At 47.8% G+C, this 14,929-nt stretch carries 12 protein-coding genes; 2 read left to right on the top strand and 10 right to left on the bottom strand.

What is annotated here, in order from left to right:
* The first annotated feature begins 19 nt into the window (after positions 1–19).
* On the top strand, positions 20–1,108 hold the full coding sequence (locus BN162_RS14345; RefSeq protein ID WP_020225810.1) for an MBL fold metallo-hydrolase: 1,089 nt from the start codon (positions 20–22) through the stop codon (positions 1,106–1,108).
* Between the two features lie 441 nt (positions 1,109–1,549).
* On the opposite strand, the gene BN162_RS14350 is transcribed toward BN162_RS14345, so the two are convergent.
* From BN162_RS14350 to BN162_RS14395, 10 genes are all read right to left on the bottom strand, one after another.
* Entirely contained in the window at positions 1,550–3,490 is a 1,941-nt protein-coding gene (locus BN162_RS14350) for a BglG family transcription antiterminator (RefSeq protein ID WP_020225811.1), read from the bottom strand.
* A gap of 90 nt (positions 3,491–3,580) precedes the next feature.
* Positions 3,581–4,426 carry a Nif3-like dinuclear metal center hexameric protein gene (locus BN162_RS14355; RefSeq protein ID WP_020225812.1) on the bottom strand — a complete coding sequence of 282 codons (846 nt, stop codon included), beginning with the start codon at positions 4,424–4,426 and terminating at the stop codon, positions 3,581–3,583.
* A gap of 151 nt (positions 4,427–4,577) precedes the next feature.
* Positions 4,578–5,453, bottom strand: a complete 876-nt coding sequence (locus BN162_RS14360; protein WP_020225813.1) for an HAD-IIB family hydrolase — start codon at positions 5,451–5,453, stop codon at positions 4,578–4,580.
* A 102-nt stretch (positions 5,454–5,555) separates the two neighbouring features.
* The gene (locus BN162_RS14365) at positions 5,556–5,966 is read right to left on the bottom strand and encodes a PTS sugar transporter subunit IIA (RefSeq protein WP_020225814.1); all 411 of its coding nucleotides are present in this window, start codon (positions 5,964–5,966) and stop codon (positions 5,556–5,558) included.
* 38 nt (positions 5,967–6,004) lie between these two features.
* Positions 6,005–8,023, bottom strand: coding sequence for a BglG family transcription antiterminator (locus BN162_RS14370; RefSeq protein WP_020225815.1), 2,019 nt, complete (start codon positions 8,021–8,023; stop codon positions 6,005–6,007).
* Between the two features lie 23 nt (positions 8,024–8,046).
* Positions 8,047–9,093 (bottom strand): hypothetical protein, encoded by a 1,047-nt coding sequence (locus tag BN162_RS14375; protein WP_020225816.1) that lies wholly within the window; start codon positions 9,091–9,093, stop codon positions 8,047–8,049.
* 69 nt (positions 9,094–9,162) lie between these two features.
* On the bottom strand, positions 9,163–9,960 hold the full coding sequence (locus BN162_RS14380; RefSeq protein WP_020225817.1) for a PTS system mannose/fructose/sorbose family transporter subunit IID: 798 nt from the start codon (positions 9,958–9,960) through the stop codon (positions 9,163–9,165).
* Positions 9,953–10,729 (bottom strand): PTS mannose/fructose/sorbose/N-acetylgalactosamine transporter subunit IIC, encoded by a 777-nt coding sequence (locus BN162_RS14385; protein WP_020225818.1) that lies wholly within the window; start codon positions 10,727–10,729, stop codon positions 9,953–9,955. Before BN162_RS14385 ends, BN162_RS14380 begins: the two co-directional genes overlap by 8 nt.
* 44 nt (positions 10,730–10,773) lie before the next feature.
* Positions 10,774–11,274: a PTS sugar transporter subunit IIB gene (locus BN162_RS14390; protein WP_020225819.1), complete on the bottom strand. Its 501-nt coding sequence runs from the start codon at positions 11,272–11,274 to the stop codon at positions 10,774–10,776.
* Between the two features lie 377 nt (positions 11,275–11,651).
* Positions 11,652–12,878: a hypothetical protein gene (locus tag BN162_RS14395; protein ID WP_020225820.1), complete on the bottom strand. Its 1,227-nt coding sequence runs from the start codon at positions 12,876–12,878 to the stop codon at positions 11,652–11,654.
* Positions 12,879–13,398: 520 nt separating this feature from the next.
* Here BN162_RS14395 and BN162_RS14400 point away from each other — a divergent pair.
* Entirely contained in the window at positions 13,399–14,781 is a 1,383-nt protein-coding gene (locus tag BN162_RS14400) for an MATE family efflux transporter (protein WP_020225821.1), read from the top strand.
* The last annotated feature ends 148 nt before the right edge of the window (positions 14,782–14,929 follow it).

Here is a 14,929-nt window from a genome sequence, read left to right on the forward strand (position 1 = left end):
AAAGACAGGAGGAAAATGTATGCCGGGAAGTTTTAAGAAAAATACAGCCTTGGGCGCCGTTCCGCGTCTGATCCATTCCGATTTAAAGTCTAAACGAATCGTTTGGGAAACGGAACATCCAGTCCGCTGGTCCTTTATGAAGATTCTGCGGGAAACGAGCTCATTGAAACAGTTTTATCCAGAGATCAACCCGTATACCGAAGTTTATCAAGTCCGCGAAGGTGTGTATGCGTTGTATAACGACAGCTTCGATGGTGCCGGTGATGTTTGGATGTACTTGGTCGATGGCCCTGAAAAGGCGCTGTTGGTGGATACGTCATTTGGTGTGGGCGATCTGAAAGGTTTAATCCGGCATTTGATCGGAGAAAAAGAACTGATCGTTGTCAATACGCATGCGCATTATGATCATTGCTACGGCAACGCGCAGTTTGAGCGGGTATACTGTCACAGAAACGAAGTTTTGGATCTGCAGACAAAGAACAATCCGGATATCTGGGATTATCTGTTTAACAATACCGATCAGCCGATTCAGGTCTGGGATGAGTGGATTCAGCCGGGTGAGCCGGTATATACCCATTTTGATAAGGAAGATATCATCATTGACCGTCACCACAAGGAGAACTATGTTCCGTATGAGATTATCGGCATTGAAGATGGACATTTGTTTGATTTAGGCGATGGATATCTTGTTGAAGCTGTCCTGCTTCCGGGACATACTCCGGGACAATGTGGTTTCTATGATCATCATCATCACATTTTGTTCAGCGGCGATACAACGGGAATCGGCAGCCGTCCGAAGGGTACGGCTTACGGTGAGTTCTGCACTGTTGAAGCGCTGGGCGAGGCTTTGCGGAAGCTGCAGCCGCGGTTTGCGGAAATCAACGGTGTTTTCCCAGGGCATGGCGCTTGGGATCAATCCCCATTAATCCTGCAGTATTTATTGAATACGGTTGAACAGGTATTAAAGAATCCGGAAAATTCCGATGGTGAGCGGGTATTTGAGCGGGATGGCCAGCGGCATGTTTCCTGCACCAAGAACATTCATCAATGGACAGCACTGCGATACAGCCCAGATCGGGTTTATAAGCATCAGTTTACTGAAGAATAGAATTCAGAAATTATAGAATTTTATAAAAAAGATCTTCGATTCAGGGAACTCCCTGCGCTGAAGATCTTTTTGTGGTTTCTTCTTGAATCCAAAGTCATAACAGCCTCTCAAGCATTTATATACTTATAAGTATTATACTCTAAAGTATATATTATCAATTAAGGGAATGCCTTTGCTTGGGTGACAGATATTTCTTATGATGATCCCTTATCAATAAGAGAAGAGTACACTTTTTAGGCAAGCTTAATAAGAAATATAACAAAACTCTCAGATAGTGGCAGTCTTGAGCGGTTCTAAAGCCCAGCCGATGAAATAAAGCTGCATAAGGCAGTGGTTTTCCTTAAAAAGGATACGGCGCAAAGCTGTAAAAAAATAGAAGAGGTAGTCTATAAAGAAACTTTCAATCTTCTATATTTCATATAATTTCAGCATGACTCCAGGCTAAAGAATATTAAAATTGGATAGGATATCTTCATAGCTTTGATCATAGAGCGTATTGAGAAACAAGGGATTCTGATGGATGAACTGCTTTAACAGATGACTGATCTTCTGGACGTTTTCCCGGCGTCCGTTGCCATATTGATAGAAAATAAAGACGCGGGCCTTGTTTTGATTCCAAGAAATCGGCTTGCGGTTGACAAACACCTCAAAGCAGGGCTGCTGAGTACGCAGGGCAAGCGTGGTAATCAAGACCAAATCATGTTTCTTCTCATTGCTGATAAAGCTGCCGCGCAGCTCTAAATCGCGGAAGAATTCCTCTTGATCGCTGAATTGATTCTGAACTTGTTTATAAATCGCATGATAGACAGCCTGCTTATCAGAAAAATGTGTCTTGTGGAAGTTCTGTTTTGGAAACAATGGGAGTGCTTTGCGGTTCAGATCGCAGACAAGGAACTGAGCTAAATCTTCAAAAACCGCATCGTTGGGATGATGGTTCAGTTCAATCACCGTTTTGGCACAGGCTGGCAGCGAACCGGGATACAGATCGGTCAGGATAGCATCATAATCCGTTTTGGAAGGATCAAACAATTCCGTTACTTCCAGAATCTCGATCTGCCGCAGATAACGATTGGCCTGCATCATCAGCCGTACCGCAAAGCTTTCACTGTAGTAACGACCCTGCCGGGAAACAACCGCGACCTTCATCTTGTCAAAGGTATAATTCTGCTTATAGATTGCGGCGTTTAGAATGTAATAAGCCTCGGTCAGGTCTGTTTCATCCAGCTGAACCGCATACTTCAGTTTATAGAATAAAGCAAATAAGGAACACAGCTCGGCTGTCCATAAGCCGACTTTCGTGGAGGTTGTCAACTCTTCTGAATCCGTTGAGAAGTGAAACTCCTTTTTCAGATGCAGACAATAGAGGTAACAGGCAAAGGCATCATAAAAAGGATCGTCAAAACAACCGTCTAATTCATAATAATGAGATAGGAAAGCCAAGATTTCCTGCACTTCTGTCAGCATTGCCTGGCGCTGCGGCTCCGGTATGAAGGCAGTGCTTCTTAATGTCATGCAGCAGGCGATCATCACAGCCAGGGACAGCCGGTCAGTTTCCTGCAGATTTTCCTGGAAATACGCCGGAAGCAAGCTGTATAGCTGACTGGCAGCCTGATAGGCCGGCAAGCTTTGGATTTTCTGACGCTGATCCGGGGAATAATCGATTTCATCCGCATGATAAGAGCGAGTCCGGGCTAGAAGAATATACTGAACAATCTTGATCAAATGGATATTGGGAATGGTGATGTCGGAATGATTGCCGAAATAAGTCTGAACCTGATCCATCAGCGTCTGCGGATAATCCGTCTGATTTAAAAACAAAGCGCCGAAGGTTCCTGAATAAATCTTCGGCTTGTTTTCATGGACGAAAACTTTATGCATGAAAATCAAACAAAGCCGCTTTGACCATTCGCTGCCCTGCAGGATTAAGCCGTAGTTGCGCCGGACTTTGACTTCCAGCTCAAACGGGGAGAGGATCGTCTGGACTTGCTCCAAAGTTCGCAAAATCGTACTGCGGGAACAGAATAACGCGTCGACCAGCGATTCAATCGAGGTATAGGCGGAGGCGGTCAGAAGTTTCAAGGTAATTAGATAAGCTGTGGAATACTCAGCATAGTTCAAATAGTCAAAACGCCGGAATTCTTTCAGCGACTGCGTCAGAAAACTTGCGGCGATTTCCGGATCCTGAACGATCAAAGAATAGCCAACTGCGACTTTCGTTTCAATCGTACATCCTCTGTGAGTGAGTTCCTGATTGATCAATTCGATTTCCTTACGGATCGTATTGATCGAAACATTGCACAGTTTGCTTAATTCTTCCCCGCTGACATAACCCTCGCTGTAAGAGATGTGCTGTAAAATTTTTCTTTCGATTGCAGTAAGCATGATTGTTATCCCTCTGCCTCTTATTATAAGCTTTTCCCGTTCGATTTGGCAGACGAATCCAGGAAAATTCAGAGGCTGCGGAACAAAAAATCAAGCTTTAGCGGAAAGAAGATAGTGAAACAAGTCTTGGGCCGGCAGAAAAGTAATCGGCAGCGGCTGTTGAATAACTTCCGGCAGCCATCGGGCCATGGCTTTCATTCCCAGCTCTTCACAGTTAAAATGTCCCATTTCCAACAAAACTTTGGATTCACCCTGGGCCGCGGCGTCCTTGACATATTGGGTTAAGGTATAATCGCAGATTTCAAAGGGGATGAGGGCGTCGGCCTGCTGAGCCCGCTGGATGATCTCTTTGTCTTTAGCGGATCCCATCACATGTTCACAGAATAAGACCGTGGATACCTGACAATCGAGATTGCCGACAACCCGCAGTCCATTGAGCTGAAAACGGTCCATCAGAAAGTCGGCCAGCTGACGGGCGGAGATGGGGGCAATTTGATAAAGCAGCGGCTTCAGCGGATCATCCGCCACCTGATTTTCCCACCCCAGTTCCTTCATGATCCCGGTAAAAATGTAATCAGGATTGATGCGCTGAGGATGAAAGGGCTGTCCGTTGCCATGCAGCCGGTCATGATCACGCCAAACCACAAGGCCGTGCTGTTCGGCAAATTGTTTCTTCTTTCTGGCGACTTCGTTGGACTGAAGCATGTCTTCGGTATTGCTGCTGCCGAAAAAGATCGATTCATGACTGATGATCAGGTTGAGATGCTGCTGGACGGCCGCTTCCAGCACTTCATAAGTCGCGCAGACCGTCACACCGATTCCAGTGCATTCCTGAACCGGATCGCCAACTAATATTTGATCGCGGCTGCCGTGCGCGGAAGGTTCAAAAGGTTCATGCCAGGCCATAAGCTGAGTTAAAACTTCAGAAATTTTCATTATTGTATCCTCCTGATGGAACTCTTTATCAGTATAGAAGAAATCCAGGAGTCCAGCATTTCAAAATTTGGTTTAATCTTAAGCGGATTCAGCTTCCCTTGCAAAGAAAAGACGCCATGCATTTCACACTGACGTCGATCCTAGCCAAAGCTTAAGCCTTGGCTGAAAACAAATTTTCTCTTTCCCGTTGTTCATTCTGATTGTAAGCGATACACCAGCGCATGGCCTGGGCTGCGGAATCGACGGTATGCGCCGCCAGCCGCTGCAGTTCTTCGCTGCCGCTTTTCATCGCAAAGGTATGCTGCGCTTCCGAAAACATTTCAGCATCGTTGAGGGAATCACCGATCACGGCCATTTCCTGGGGCTGCAGTTGATAGGTTTCTTTGAGATAGGCAAGAAAGAGGCCTTTGTGAGCTAAACAATTTCCGATTTCTAGCAGCCGGTCACCGCTTCGATGAATCAGACATTGATCATGGAATTGATGACTCAGCCGATGATAAACGGCCTGACAGGCGGCTGGGGAATTGAACTGAGCGGATAATTTGCCGGCAAGAAGACCCCGATCCCGTTCGAGATATTGATCCACCGTGAAATCCATGACCTGACCAATTCCTGTTTTGGTGCATTCCTGGCGATAGCGCAGGGCTGCGGGATGATCCAGGGAAGTAAAAATCCGTTCGGAATTCATTCCTTGAATCTGAAGCGTTTCCAACTGCGGGCATTCCGACCGTAAAAGCTGAATGATCTGACCGAGGGTTTCCCGCTTCAAAGCCCGCACAGCCACCCATTTTCCCTGATCATATCCGACAGCCCCATTAAACCCAGCCGCGCGGATCTTGGAAAATCCATATTTTTTCATCAGGTGAATGCTGTAACCGATCATCCGTCCGCTGGCCGCGCTGAACTCAATTCCGGCCTGCTGAATTTCCCGCAGTGCCGCTTCATTCTCAGCGCTGAGATCCAGTACCGTTTCGCCATGCCCATCAAAAAGCGTTCCATCCAAATCACTGACAATCCATTTAATCATAACCGATCCTACCTTTTTTTTATTTTAACTCAACAATTCAAGGAAATGACAGAAAGATTTGCCGTTAAGACCGCTTTCCTTTCCGCTTGCAAAGTTTGGGATTTATTCGTCTTCTTCGTCAAACTGCGGAAACTGATAATCGTTCATGCAGACAACCGCTTCTTTTCCGACTTCTGCCAGGGCTTTGATCTGGGCTTCGGAAGCTTCTTCATCCAGACACATGAGCTGCAGCAGTAGTGGAAAATTGATGCCGGTAAACAAGTAGGTATGAGGACGGCTGAGATAAGGCACGGCCAGCTGGTTGACGCTGCCGCCTAAAATATCCGTACACAGAATTACCTGATCGGTTTCGCTGACTTCTGCGAAAAAACGCTCCAGTTCAGCTTTGGGATCACAGTCGTCCACATAAGCACTGATCGCCGTGACTGATTGTAAATCAGCTGTGAAGATGCTGAGGGTATTCAGAATGCCGTGCGCCATTTGGCCGTGAGTCATAATTACAATTTTACGCATAATTGAGTTTCCTTCCTTTTTTGGGACTTCTTTGCGAATCAGCGGAAACTGCTGCCCAGTGTCAGTACCGCAAGATGATTTTCCAGAATGACATCCATCAGATGCTCATAATCCGGATTTTTGACCAGCTCGTCGATCACCAGCCGGTCATGGAAAACAATTTCTAAAAGATGGGGAACATATTCATTTTCAAAGCGTTCTGCATCCTTGGCAATGTTGCCGCGATCCCAATACACGACAACCTGAGCTTTCTGCAGGCTGCGGTTCCAGGGAATGGGACGTTTCAGGACAAACACGGCGATCGTCACGCCCTGCGTATGCGAGTGCAGGCCGCTCAGGATGACAACATTGTCCTGCGGCTGGGAAGCCATGATTTGTTCGCAGGCAAGCAGATCCTCCTGCAGCAGCTGAGGGCTGTCGGTCAGGGGCGAGAGGGCTTCGCCGATCATCTTAAAACACGCTTCTTCATTGCTTGCTTCAATCCCCGTGAAAATCTGCTGCGGACGCAGATCAGAGCGAATCTTGAAATTGCTGTGATGCGTACCGTTGACAAATAAACTGCGGATCGTCCGCTTGGTATTTTCATCAAAAAATAAATCAAGATGGAAGACAGTTAAGGTCTTTGGAACAAAATTCAATGTTTCCGCAGGATAAGAAGTAAAGAGGATCTCATAAACACTCAAATCCGTTTCCTTTAATTCATAAAGCTCCAGCACATCGATCTGTTCCAGAAACCGGCCGAAATTGCGCATCAGCCGCTCTGCCATACCGCGCCCAACACTTTTATCAATGTTGGATACGCAGCAGGCCCGGATTTTTCTGAATTTCCAGGGAAACCGGCCGAAAACCGGATGAATCACCAGTGCCAGCCGAGTGATTTCTTCTTCACTGATTTCAATCTCATATTTCTCATGCAAATAAACCATCGCCTGCATCGCCATCTTTTTGGACATGAGGGAGCACTGCACCTGAACCTCACTGGCAAACTGCGTAGTCCGCAGATGATAGCGGGAACGAGTGAACAGACCGTCGAGATGCAGCGCGATATCATCGACCAGCTTAATGTCTTTGTTGATGGAGCTGAACAGATTGGTCTGGGCCAGATGCTGAACTAGATCGAAAGCGATGTCTTTGCTTTCCAGAAAGCCGTCGCGGAACATTTCATCCGGACTCAGCGCGATCCGAAAGCCGACAAAGCCGATCGCCAGAAGAATGATATCCTCGCGGATAAAGCGGCATTGAAGCAGATCGGTACATTGATTCAGCACCAGCTTGGCGACGTAGTAGGAATTGCGGTTGGTGAAGCGGATGATTGTGGATTCGGGATATTCAAGCGGATGTCCCTGCTTGCTGCGAAAGGCGGAGAGGATGATCAGGCGGCTGAGGGAGGCCAGTGAGGAGCTGGACAAATTGTAACTGATAAACATTTCCTGCAGGGATCGAATGATCAGCTCAATCTGCTGCTGAATCTGCGGATCGAACGGATAAAGCCGGCCATATTCCTCAGGCTGTGCCGTGCGCACAGAGGTCGTTGCATAATTGCCGTATTCATAATTCAGACACAGCCGGATATCATGTTCCCTTCCGACAATTTTCATGCCGTGCCGGCTTTTGGATACAATTTTTAGATCAAACTGTCTGAGAATTTCCCGCGCCCGGTTCAGAATCTGTTTGACGCTGGTCAAGTTCATAAAAAGCAGTTCTTCCAGTTCTTCAATGCGGGTATAACTGTCCCGGCAAAGCAGCGTGCGGATGACCAGGTGAGTTCGGTCTACCTGAACCGGATTGAGAATCTGCTGGCTGCTGCGCGTGGCCGTTCCCTGAGAAAAGCGTTCAAACTGCTGGCGGTCGCAGACAGTCAGCCAGTACCCGCTTCCTGTTTTCGACTCGATCACCGCGCCGTTTTCGCTTAAAACCTCATTCAGCTGATTGAGATTCTTCCGGATTGTTTTGCTGGAAACGCCCAAACTGTTCGCAAGGAATTGAGAGCTGACCGGTTCTTTGATACGGCTCAGCCGATCGAGCAGCTGGATTTGAATGGGAAGCAGTTTTTCCATAACCGATCACCTCCTGTTGTCTGTTACTGCAGTTCAAGAACCTCCAGATGCGGATCCGTTTTCACCCAAGTTCGGATCGCTTCCAAAGTGGATTCATCAAAGACCAGAAAATCGACGTATCCATGAGCGTTGCCCAGGGCAGCGTTGATCAGGATGCCGCTTTTCCGCTGACTGAGAATGCGGTTGACTTCCTTCTCTGCCTTTTCGCGCTGTTCCGTTTTTTCCGCTTTGGATAACGCCGGCGGGTAACTGACGACAACGCTGCAATACGCTGCCTGCACTGCGTTGACAAGAGCCGTCGAAGGTTTTTGGGAGGCGGATCGGCCTTCTTCGTTGAGCAGCGGCAGACAGAAGCTGACACCCTCGGTGATATCCTGCCGCAGCGTAAGCTTGCGGGTACGGTAGGTATAATTCTTGGCGATGAAAACAATATCATCTGGATCGATCCAGCCGCGGTTATGACATTCCTGATGAAGCAGGGCTGCCAACTGATCCAGGCTTACCCGGGCCTTGCCGCGTGTTTTCCAGCGTTCGATGCCGTCCAGGAACTGCAGTGATCCCAGATAGGCTTCCACGGCCGTTTCGCCGATCGCATCCGAAAGCATGATATATAATATCATGAAGCAATCTTCCTCACGGAGTCCTTTAAATTTGGGATTCTTTTCCACCTTGAGATTCAGGCGGTGGCGCTTGTTGTCAAAGAAAGGCAGAACCTGGATCTCCGATGGATTCCAGGTCACGCCTTCATGGGTAAAGCTGCCGTTTAAGGCGGGATGGCTGTATTCAAAGCGCCATGTCTTTTTCAAAGGTTCCGGCAGCTGAGAACAGAAGTAAAATGCCAGAATACGCCGCAGTGGATCCAGCGTGGTCGTCAGCTCCAGCATATACTGAGGCTTTTCAGGTAAGCGAACCAGCCGAAACGCAAAGCTGGGAAGGACGGGATCCATCAGTTTTAACAGGATCTGACTGGCCTGCTCGAATTGATTTTGTTCGATCAGGCTTTCCAGCTTGGAGTGCTGTTGGCTGAATTCGGCCATGAAGTTTTCAACATTGTTATGAAATCGGATCATATCGGCCTCCTATGTGAAAGGAAGCACGCAAGAAACATGCGTGCTTCGTAGGCATCCTCAATTTTCAGTTTAAGCCAGAACGCCGATCGCGGAGAGCAGGATCGCTGCGACTAAGACGAGCACAATCATCTTACCGGAAGTCATGTTCTTCCGGCCTAATCCCCAATAGATCAGAGCGACGGTCACGACGTTGCCGAAATGCGGAATGATGGAATCCAGCAGATCGTTGACCGGCTGAACGACTTCGCCATAGCTCATCGTGATTCCGAACTTAACATTGACAGTCGAAGCCACCAGTGCGCCGACAACCGACAAACCCAGAACAGAAGCGGCTTCAGTGATGTGCTGCAGCTGAGCGCTGCGGGTGGTTACGAAAGTGACGCCCTGTTCATAAGCGACAAAGAATAATTTGTAGAAAGCAAACCAGATGACCAGCTGAATGACTTCCGCGATCACCCAGCCGACAATGCTGCCTTCCAAAGCCATGTAAGCAGCAATTGCGCCGAGGATCGTCATGAACATGATCCAAATGATCGCATCCCCGATCCCCGCCAGCGGACCCATCAGCGCTGTCCGCATTTCAACAGCCTGCTTGGTCGCATCCGGATCTTTGGTAGATTCGATGGCGATGCAGGCGCCGAGGATGATGTTGCCCATCCATGGGTGTGTATTGTAGAATTTGAAATGATCTTTGTATTTTTCCGCTAACAGATCCGCATCGCCGTCATAGATTTTTTCCATGGCCGGATGAATGGAGTAAACCCAGCCGCCGGACTGCATCGTTTCATAGTTAAACGGTGACTGACGGGTGAAAATATAACGGTTCAAGCAACGCCGCAGATCTTTTTTAGTCAGTACATTACTCATCGTAGTTCCCTCCATTCGCCGCAGCCGCAGAGGTATTGCCCTTCTCTAAGCCTTTATAAACCATATAGGCAGCGACAAAGGCAAACATGGAGATGGCCACCATCGACAAGCCCAGATAGGAAGCCGCCGCGAAGCCGAAGATCATGAAGACGCCGTATTCCCGGATCGGCAGGTATTTCATTAAGATCGCAAAACCGACTGCCGGCAGCATTCCGGCTGCGGTGTTGAGGCCCTTGGTCAGCCAGACCGGCATGTTCGCAAGCAGCGTGGTGATGATGCCGGAACCGACGGTCATAACCAACAGAATCGGCAGGGTATATAAGGTAGCCCGGAAAATATTCCAGCCGTGAGCCCAGATCCCCATTTTATCGAACTGATGCTTTTCAACGCAGTCCATCTGTTTGTGGATGAAGAAGGAACCGCACATTTTCGCAAGAATATCAAACTGGGTGCCCAGCGTGGCAACCGGAATCCCCGTCGCCAGTCCGGCTTCCACACCGCCGCCGGTCGCAATCGCGAAGACGGTGCCGACAACCGTACCCATGGCATAATCAGGAACGGAGGATCCGCCGTAGCCGCCGACGCCCAAACCCATCAGGCACAGCGTGCCTCCGACGGTCAAACCTGTAGCAACATCGCCCATGATTAAGCCGGTAACAAAACCATGCAGTACCGCTACACCATAGCTGAAAAGCTGAACGCTCATTCCGATGACGGTGAATCCCCACATCCACGCGCAAACCAGAATGATTTGAATTGGAGTAAACATTTTTCTCTTCCTTTCTTCCTTTTCTTATTGATTGAAGGAGCGGATCAATCCAGAATATCCCGGCAGACTTTCACCGGATCATCGGTTCTGAACTGGCAGGTGATCTGAATCCCAGCATCCCGCATTTCGCGAAGCATGGCCTTTTCCTCATTGTTCACCCGGACGGTTTTGTCCAGGATCAGCGTTTCGCCGGTATTCTGTGTTACATTGCCGAGATTGATGCGGGCAAACTGAACGCCGGCTTTGTATAAAGCATAAACATCCTGAATTTCACGACCTACAATAAAGACCCGCTGGTCGGTATAATTCCCATTTTTGATGTTGGCCGCAGCTTTTTCCGGCGCCAGCACAGATAAGCTGACCCCTGCCGGGACGGACATTTTCAACGTGCTGCGAATCACCTGATTGTTAGAAGCGTCTTCATTGACAACCATAACCCGGGTGCAGTGATTCTCTGGAATCCACATGGTAGCAACGATGCCGTGAACCATTCGGTCATCAACCCGAACGTCAACCAGACCACTGCTCTGTAGATATTCGTTCATAAAATAATCTCCTTTCGTATCAATCAAATATGCATATTTATCTGATAGGTTAATTATAAACGCTTACATTTTGTTATTATAGGATATCTATTTCCACTAGAATTTTGCCTTTTCTATTCTTTTTTGACAGAGAATAGCGCCAAATAATGGAAATTATCCTCAGAAGGTCAAAAAGTTTCCACACCGTTAGCGTCTTTGAACGGACTGTATTATAAAAAAGGCTTTTCTGTCTGGATTTTCTTTTCCTTTCGTGATCTGAAAAGACCCGTTGGTTCCCTATAGATCAGGTACTCAAGGATGGAATTCGACGGTTTTAAGGCAAGCATATAAAAAAGTTCGGAAAGGATTACCCTTCCGAACGATGTGTGTTCTTGGATTTAAAACAGATTCTGAATCAGTTTGGCAACATATTCCTCAGCCTGGCCGCGCTTGAGCTGAGTTGAGATTCCGTCATGTCCGCCGTTGAACTCGCTGGCTTCAACAACATAGGTGCTGCATCCGTTCGCATAACCCCAGACCAGACAGACCTTGGCATTGGAGCTGCGCTTGATCTGTTTGCCGAAGGCACTGGCTAATTCACAAGGAATGATGACCAGTTCCAGATCACCTAAGCGCAACACCGTACTGTTGAGGCAAACATGAACATGATCCTGAGCCAGCTTGCGGTGATAGCCGGAAATTTCTGAAAGCAGCCATTTGCGGGCATCAAATTCGGTAACGGTATTGAGCTGTTCTTCCAGTTTTGCCAACGCTTCGCTCAAGGCCGCTTTATCATTGTCATAATCCACTTCGAAAGCAACCGATCGGGCCTGAACCGGAGTTAAACAGAGGTTCTGACCGTCTTTGAAGCCGGCGATGTGAGCCGCGATGCCGGCGGTGACGCGCTTGAGCTCATTAAAATCATTGCCGTGACGGTACAGGCGGTTGGACATGTCCCCGGCATTGCCGTTGCTCATAAGCGGAACAATGCCTAAATATGGTGTCAGCTCACGCCGGACATTGCCCAGCATATCCGCGCTGAGTTGAGTTTCCAGAGGATTCATAATCGTAGAATGACAGGACATATTGACGAAGGCTGCGACAGTTTTTCCAGTTTCATCGCGGAATTCCAGATCGGTGATGACTTCATCGCCGGGCTTATCCAGTCCATTGCGGTTGCCGTAGAAGCCTTTGACTTCACCCTGCCGAACAATGACGTCGGTAAATGGAACAAACTGCTTTGAAGCTTCCAGAACGGCTTCCATCGTTTTGTCCAGCACTTCGTTTTCATACTGCGTATCTGCTTCGGATTTAGATCCGGTGAAGGCCGACATACCAAAATAAGGTCCGGTGTGCGTGTGCGTAACACTGAACACTGTCAGCATCGGATCAATATCCAGAAGCTCATGGACGGTGTTTTTAACACGACTGACAAAATTGAAATCAGCGCCGATGACGTCGGCATTGATAAAACAGCAGCGTGTCCCCTCTAAATTTAAAAGCAGAACATGAACTTCCAGTTCATCATGGACGCCAGTTGAACTTTCTGTCCGCATCGCATGACCTGCGATAGGCACGGAACCGGCGGGGGTGATAATACGGGAACTTTTTGCGACTTCAAGCATGGTAAGAATCCTCCTTCTATAATAACGGTCAAGCCGTTTAATCCTGAATCCAACGGGGATGCGTCAAGATCCAAACTGAAAAATATGAGCCTGTTTCATCCGTTTCCTGATTTGTAAGAGCGCATAAATAGCATGCCGATCTTTCCGATAATCCTCGTTTCATCAACTGGATTGAAGATCAATCAGCGGTATTTTCCAGGACGGTGTTCTGTTTGTTATTTTCATTATAATCACTTTCCAAAGAGGATGAAATACACAATACTTCCGGAAGCTTATGGACCTGGAGTGATGATCTTGAAGTTTTCATGGACTTTTCCAGCGAACAAACACGGAAGAAAAAAGCGGGAAAATATCGCAAGACAATGACCTCAATGAGGAAAACAAGTCCAGATCAGAACAATCCCGCATTCCTGACGGTTTTGAAAATTTCTAATTTCGTGGTAATGATTGATTACTTATTGAAATTTTAAGAAAGTGGAATCTTGATAAAATAGGCATGTTTATGGGAGGTGTTTCATTTGTGACACAGGCAGTAAAAAAAGCGAAAGTCGGAATGAATCTGACGGAAGGATCCATTCTGCGATGTCTGTTAATTTTTGCGATTCCAATTGTTTTGACCAATCTTGTTCAGCAATTATATTCAATGGTGGATCTGGCCGTCATTGGGCAATATGTCGGGACTTTAGGTACAATCGGTGTCAACACCGGCGGTGAAATTGCCGATCTGGTTGCACCGGTTGCGATGGGATTTTCCACGGCCGGCCAGATTTATATTTCACAGCTGTTCGGCGCAGGCGATGAGGGGAAGATCAAGAAAACCGTCGGCACGCTGCTGAGTTTTATGATTTTGATTTCAGTCGTATTGGCTGTCGTCGCGATTTTCTTCCACACGTCTATTTTAAATTTGATCAACTGTCCTCAGGAAGCCATGGATCAGGCAAGCGCCTACATGGTCATAACGGCGATCGGCTTTCCTTTTATTTTCGGATATTATGCCGTCTGCGGTATTCTGCGGGGAATGGGGGAATCCAAGCGGCCATTGATCTTTATTCTTGTCGCGGCCGTGATTAATATCTTCCTGGATGTGGTGCTGGTTGCTGGATTCCATATGGAAGCGGCCGGGACCGCGATTGCGACAGTATTGGCGCAGTTAGGCTCCTTCGGTGCAGCGCTGATCTTCATGATCCGGAATCGAGAAAAATTCGATTTTGAACCGAAGCTGTCTTATTTTAAGTTGGATGGCGAGGTCATGCGCGTGATTATTAAGTTAGGCATTCCGCAGGTAGTCCGCAGTTTATTGGTACGGTTCTCGATGCTGTGGGTCAATTCAACGGCCAATTCTTACGGCGTGGTTGTTTCCAGCACAAACAGTATCGGCAACAAGCTGCAGAAATTCCTGGAAGTCTTTGTTCAGGGAGTCGATACCGCTTCCGCCTCCATGGTGGGACAAAATCTGGGCGCCCGGAAAGTGGAACGGGCCGGGAAAACAACAATCTATACGTTAGGCTGTACGTTGGTCTGCGCAGCGGTGACGAGCTTGCTTTGTCTGTTCTGCCCGAAACTAATCTTCGGTATCTTTACCAACGATCCGCAGGTTTTGGATCTGGGCGTTACCTTCTTACGTATCTTCATTCTTCACTTCATCGTTTCTGCGGTTATCGGGGCTTTTCAGGCGATGGTTACCGGATGCGGTTTTGTTGAACTCGGCTTTGCGATCGGCATCCTGGACGGTGTCGTTTGTAAAATCGGTCTGAGCCTGATCTTCGTCAATCTCTTTCAGATGGGTTATCAAGGTCTGTGGTGGGGTGTTGCCTGTTCCCGAATCATTCCTTGTCTGATCTGCATGGCATATTATTTCAGCGGAAAGTGGAAAACCCGAAAATTATTAACCTCCGGTTCTTAATGAACCCGTAAGCGGCCAGTTAAGGGATTTGCAGCGATCCTCCCTTTCGATACAGATCCCGCACTGTCCGGCTGAAAACCAAATGGCGATGAAGTTCGTCAAAAAATAGAATGAAACAGAAACCGGTCAGCAGATCGGTTTTGTTTTT

The sequence above is a fragment of the Holdemania massiliensis AP2 genome (assembly GCF_000327285.1).
GTDB classification, from domain to species: Bacteria; Bacillota_I; Bacilli_A; order Erysipelotrichales; family Erysipelotrichaceae; genus Holdemania; species Holdemania massiliensis.

What these genes read in the sequence shown, in the direction of transcription:
- BN162_RS14390 (WP_020225819.1), bottom strand. Translation starts at nt 11,274, where the DNA reads ATGAACGAATATCTACAGAGCAGTGGTCTGGTTGACGTTCGGGTTGAT.
- BN162_RS14345 (WP_020225810.1), top strand. Translation starts at nt 20, where the DNA reads ATGCCGGGAAGTTTTAAGAAAAATACAGCCTTGGGCGCCGTTCCGCGT.
- BN162_RS14365 (WP_020225814.1), bottom strand. Translation starts at nt 5,966, where the DNA reads ATGCGTAAAATTGTAATTATGACTCACGGCCAAATGGCGCACGGCATT.
- BN162_RS14355 (WP_020225812.1), bottom strand. Translation starts at nt 4,426, where the DNA reads ATGAAAATTTCTGAAGTTTTAACTCAGCTTATGGCCTGGCATGAACCT.
- BN162_RS14370 (WP_020225815.1), bottom strand. Translation starts at nt 8,023, where the DNA reads ATGGAAAAACTGCTTCCCATTCAAATCCAGCTGCTCGATCGGCTGAGC.
- BN162_RS14375 (WP_020225816.1), bottom strand. Translation starts at nt 9,093, where the DNA reads ATGATCCGATTTCATAACAATGTTGAAAACTTCATGGCCGAATTCAGC.
- BN162_RS14350 (WP_020225811.1), bottom strand. Translation starts at nt 3,490, where the DNA reads ATGCTTACTGCAATCGAAAGAAAAATTTTACAGCACATCTCTTACAGC.
- BN162_RS14385 (WP_020225818.1), bottom strand. Translation starts at nt 10,729, where the DNA reads ATGTTTACTCCAATTCAAATCATTCTGGTTTGCGCGTGGATGTGGGGA.
- BN162_RS14360 (WP_020225813.1), bottom strand. Translation starts at nt 5,453, where the DNA reads ATGATTAAATGGATTGTCAGTGATTTGGATGGAACGCTTTTTGATGGG.
- BN162_RS14380 (WP_020225817.1), bottom strand. Translation starts at nt 9,960, where the DNA reads ATGAGTAATGTACTGACTAAAAAAGATCTGCGGCGTTGCTTGAACCGT.
- BN162_RS14395 (WP_020225820.1), bottom strand. Translation starts at nt 12,878, where the DNA reads ATGCTTGAAGTCGCAAAAAGTTCCCGTATTATCACCCCCGCCGGTTCC.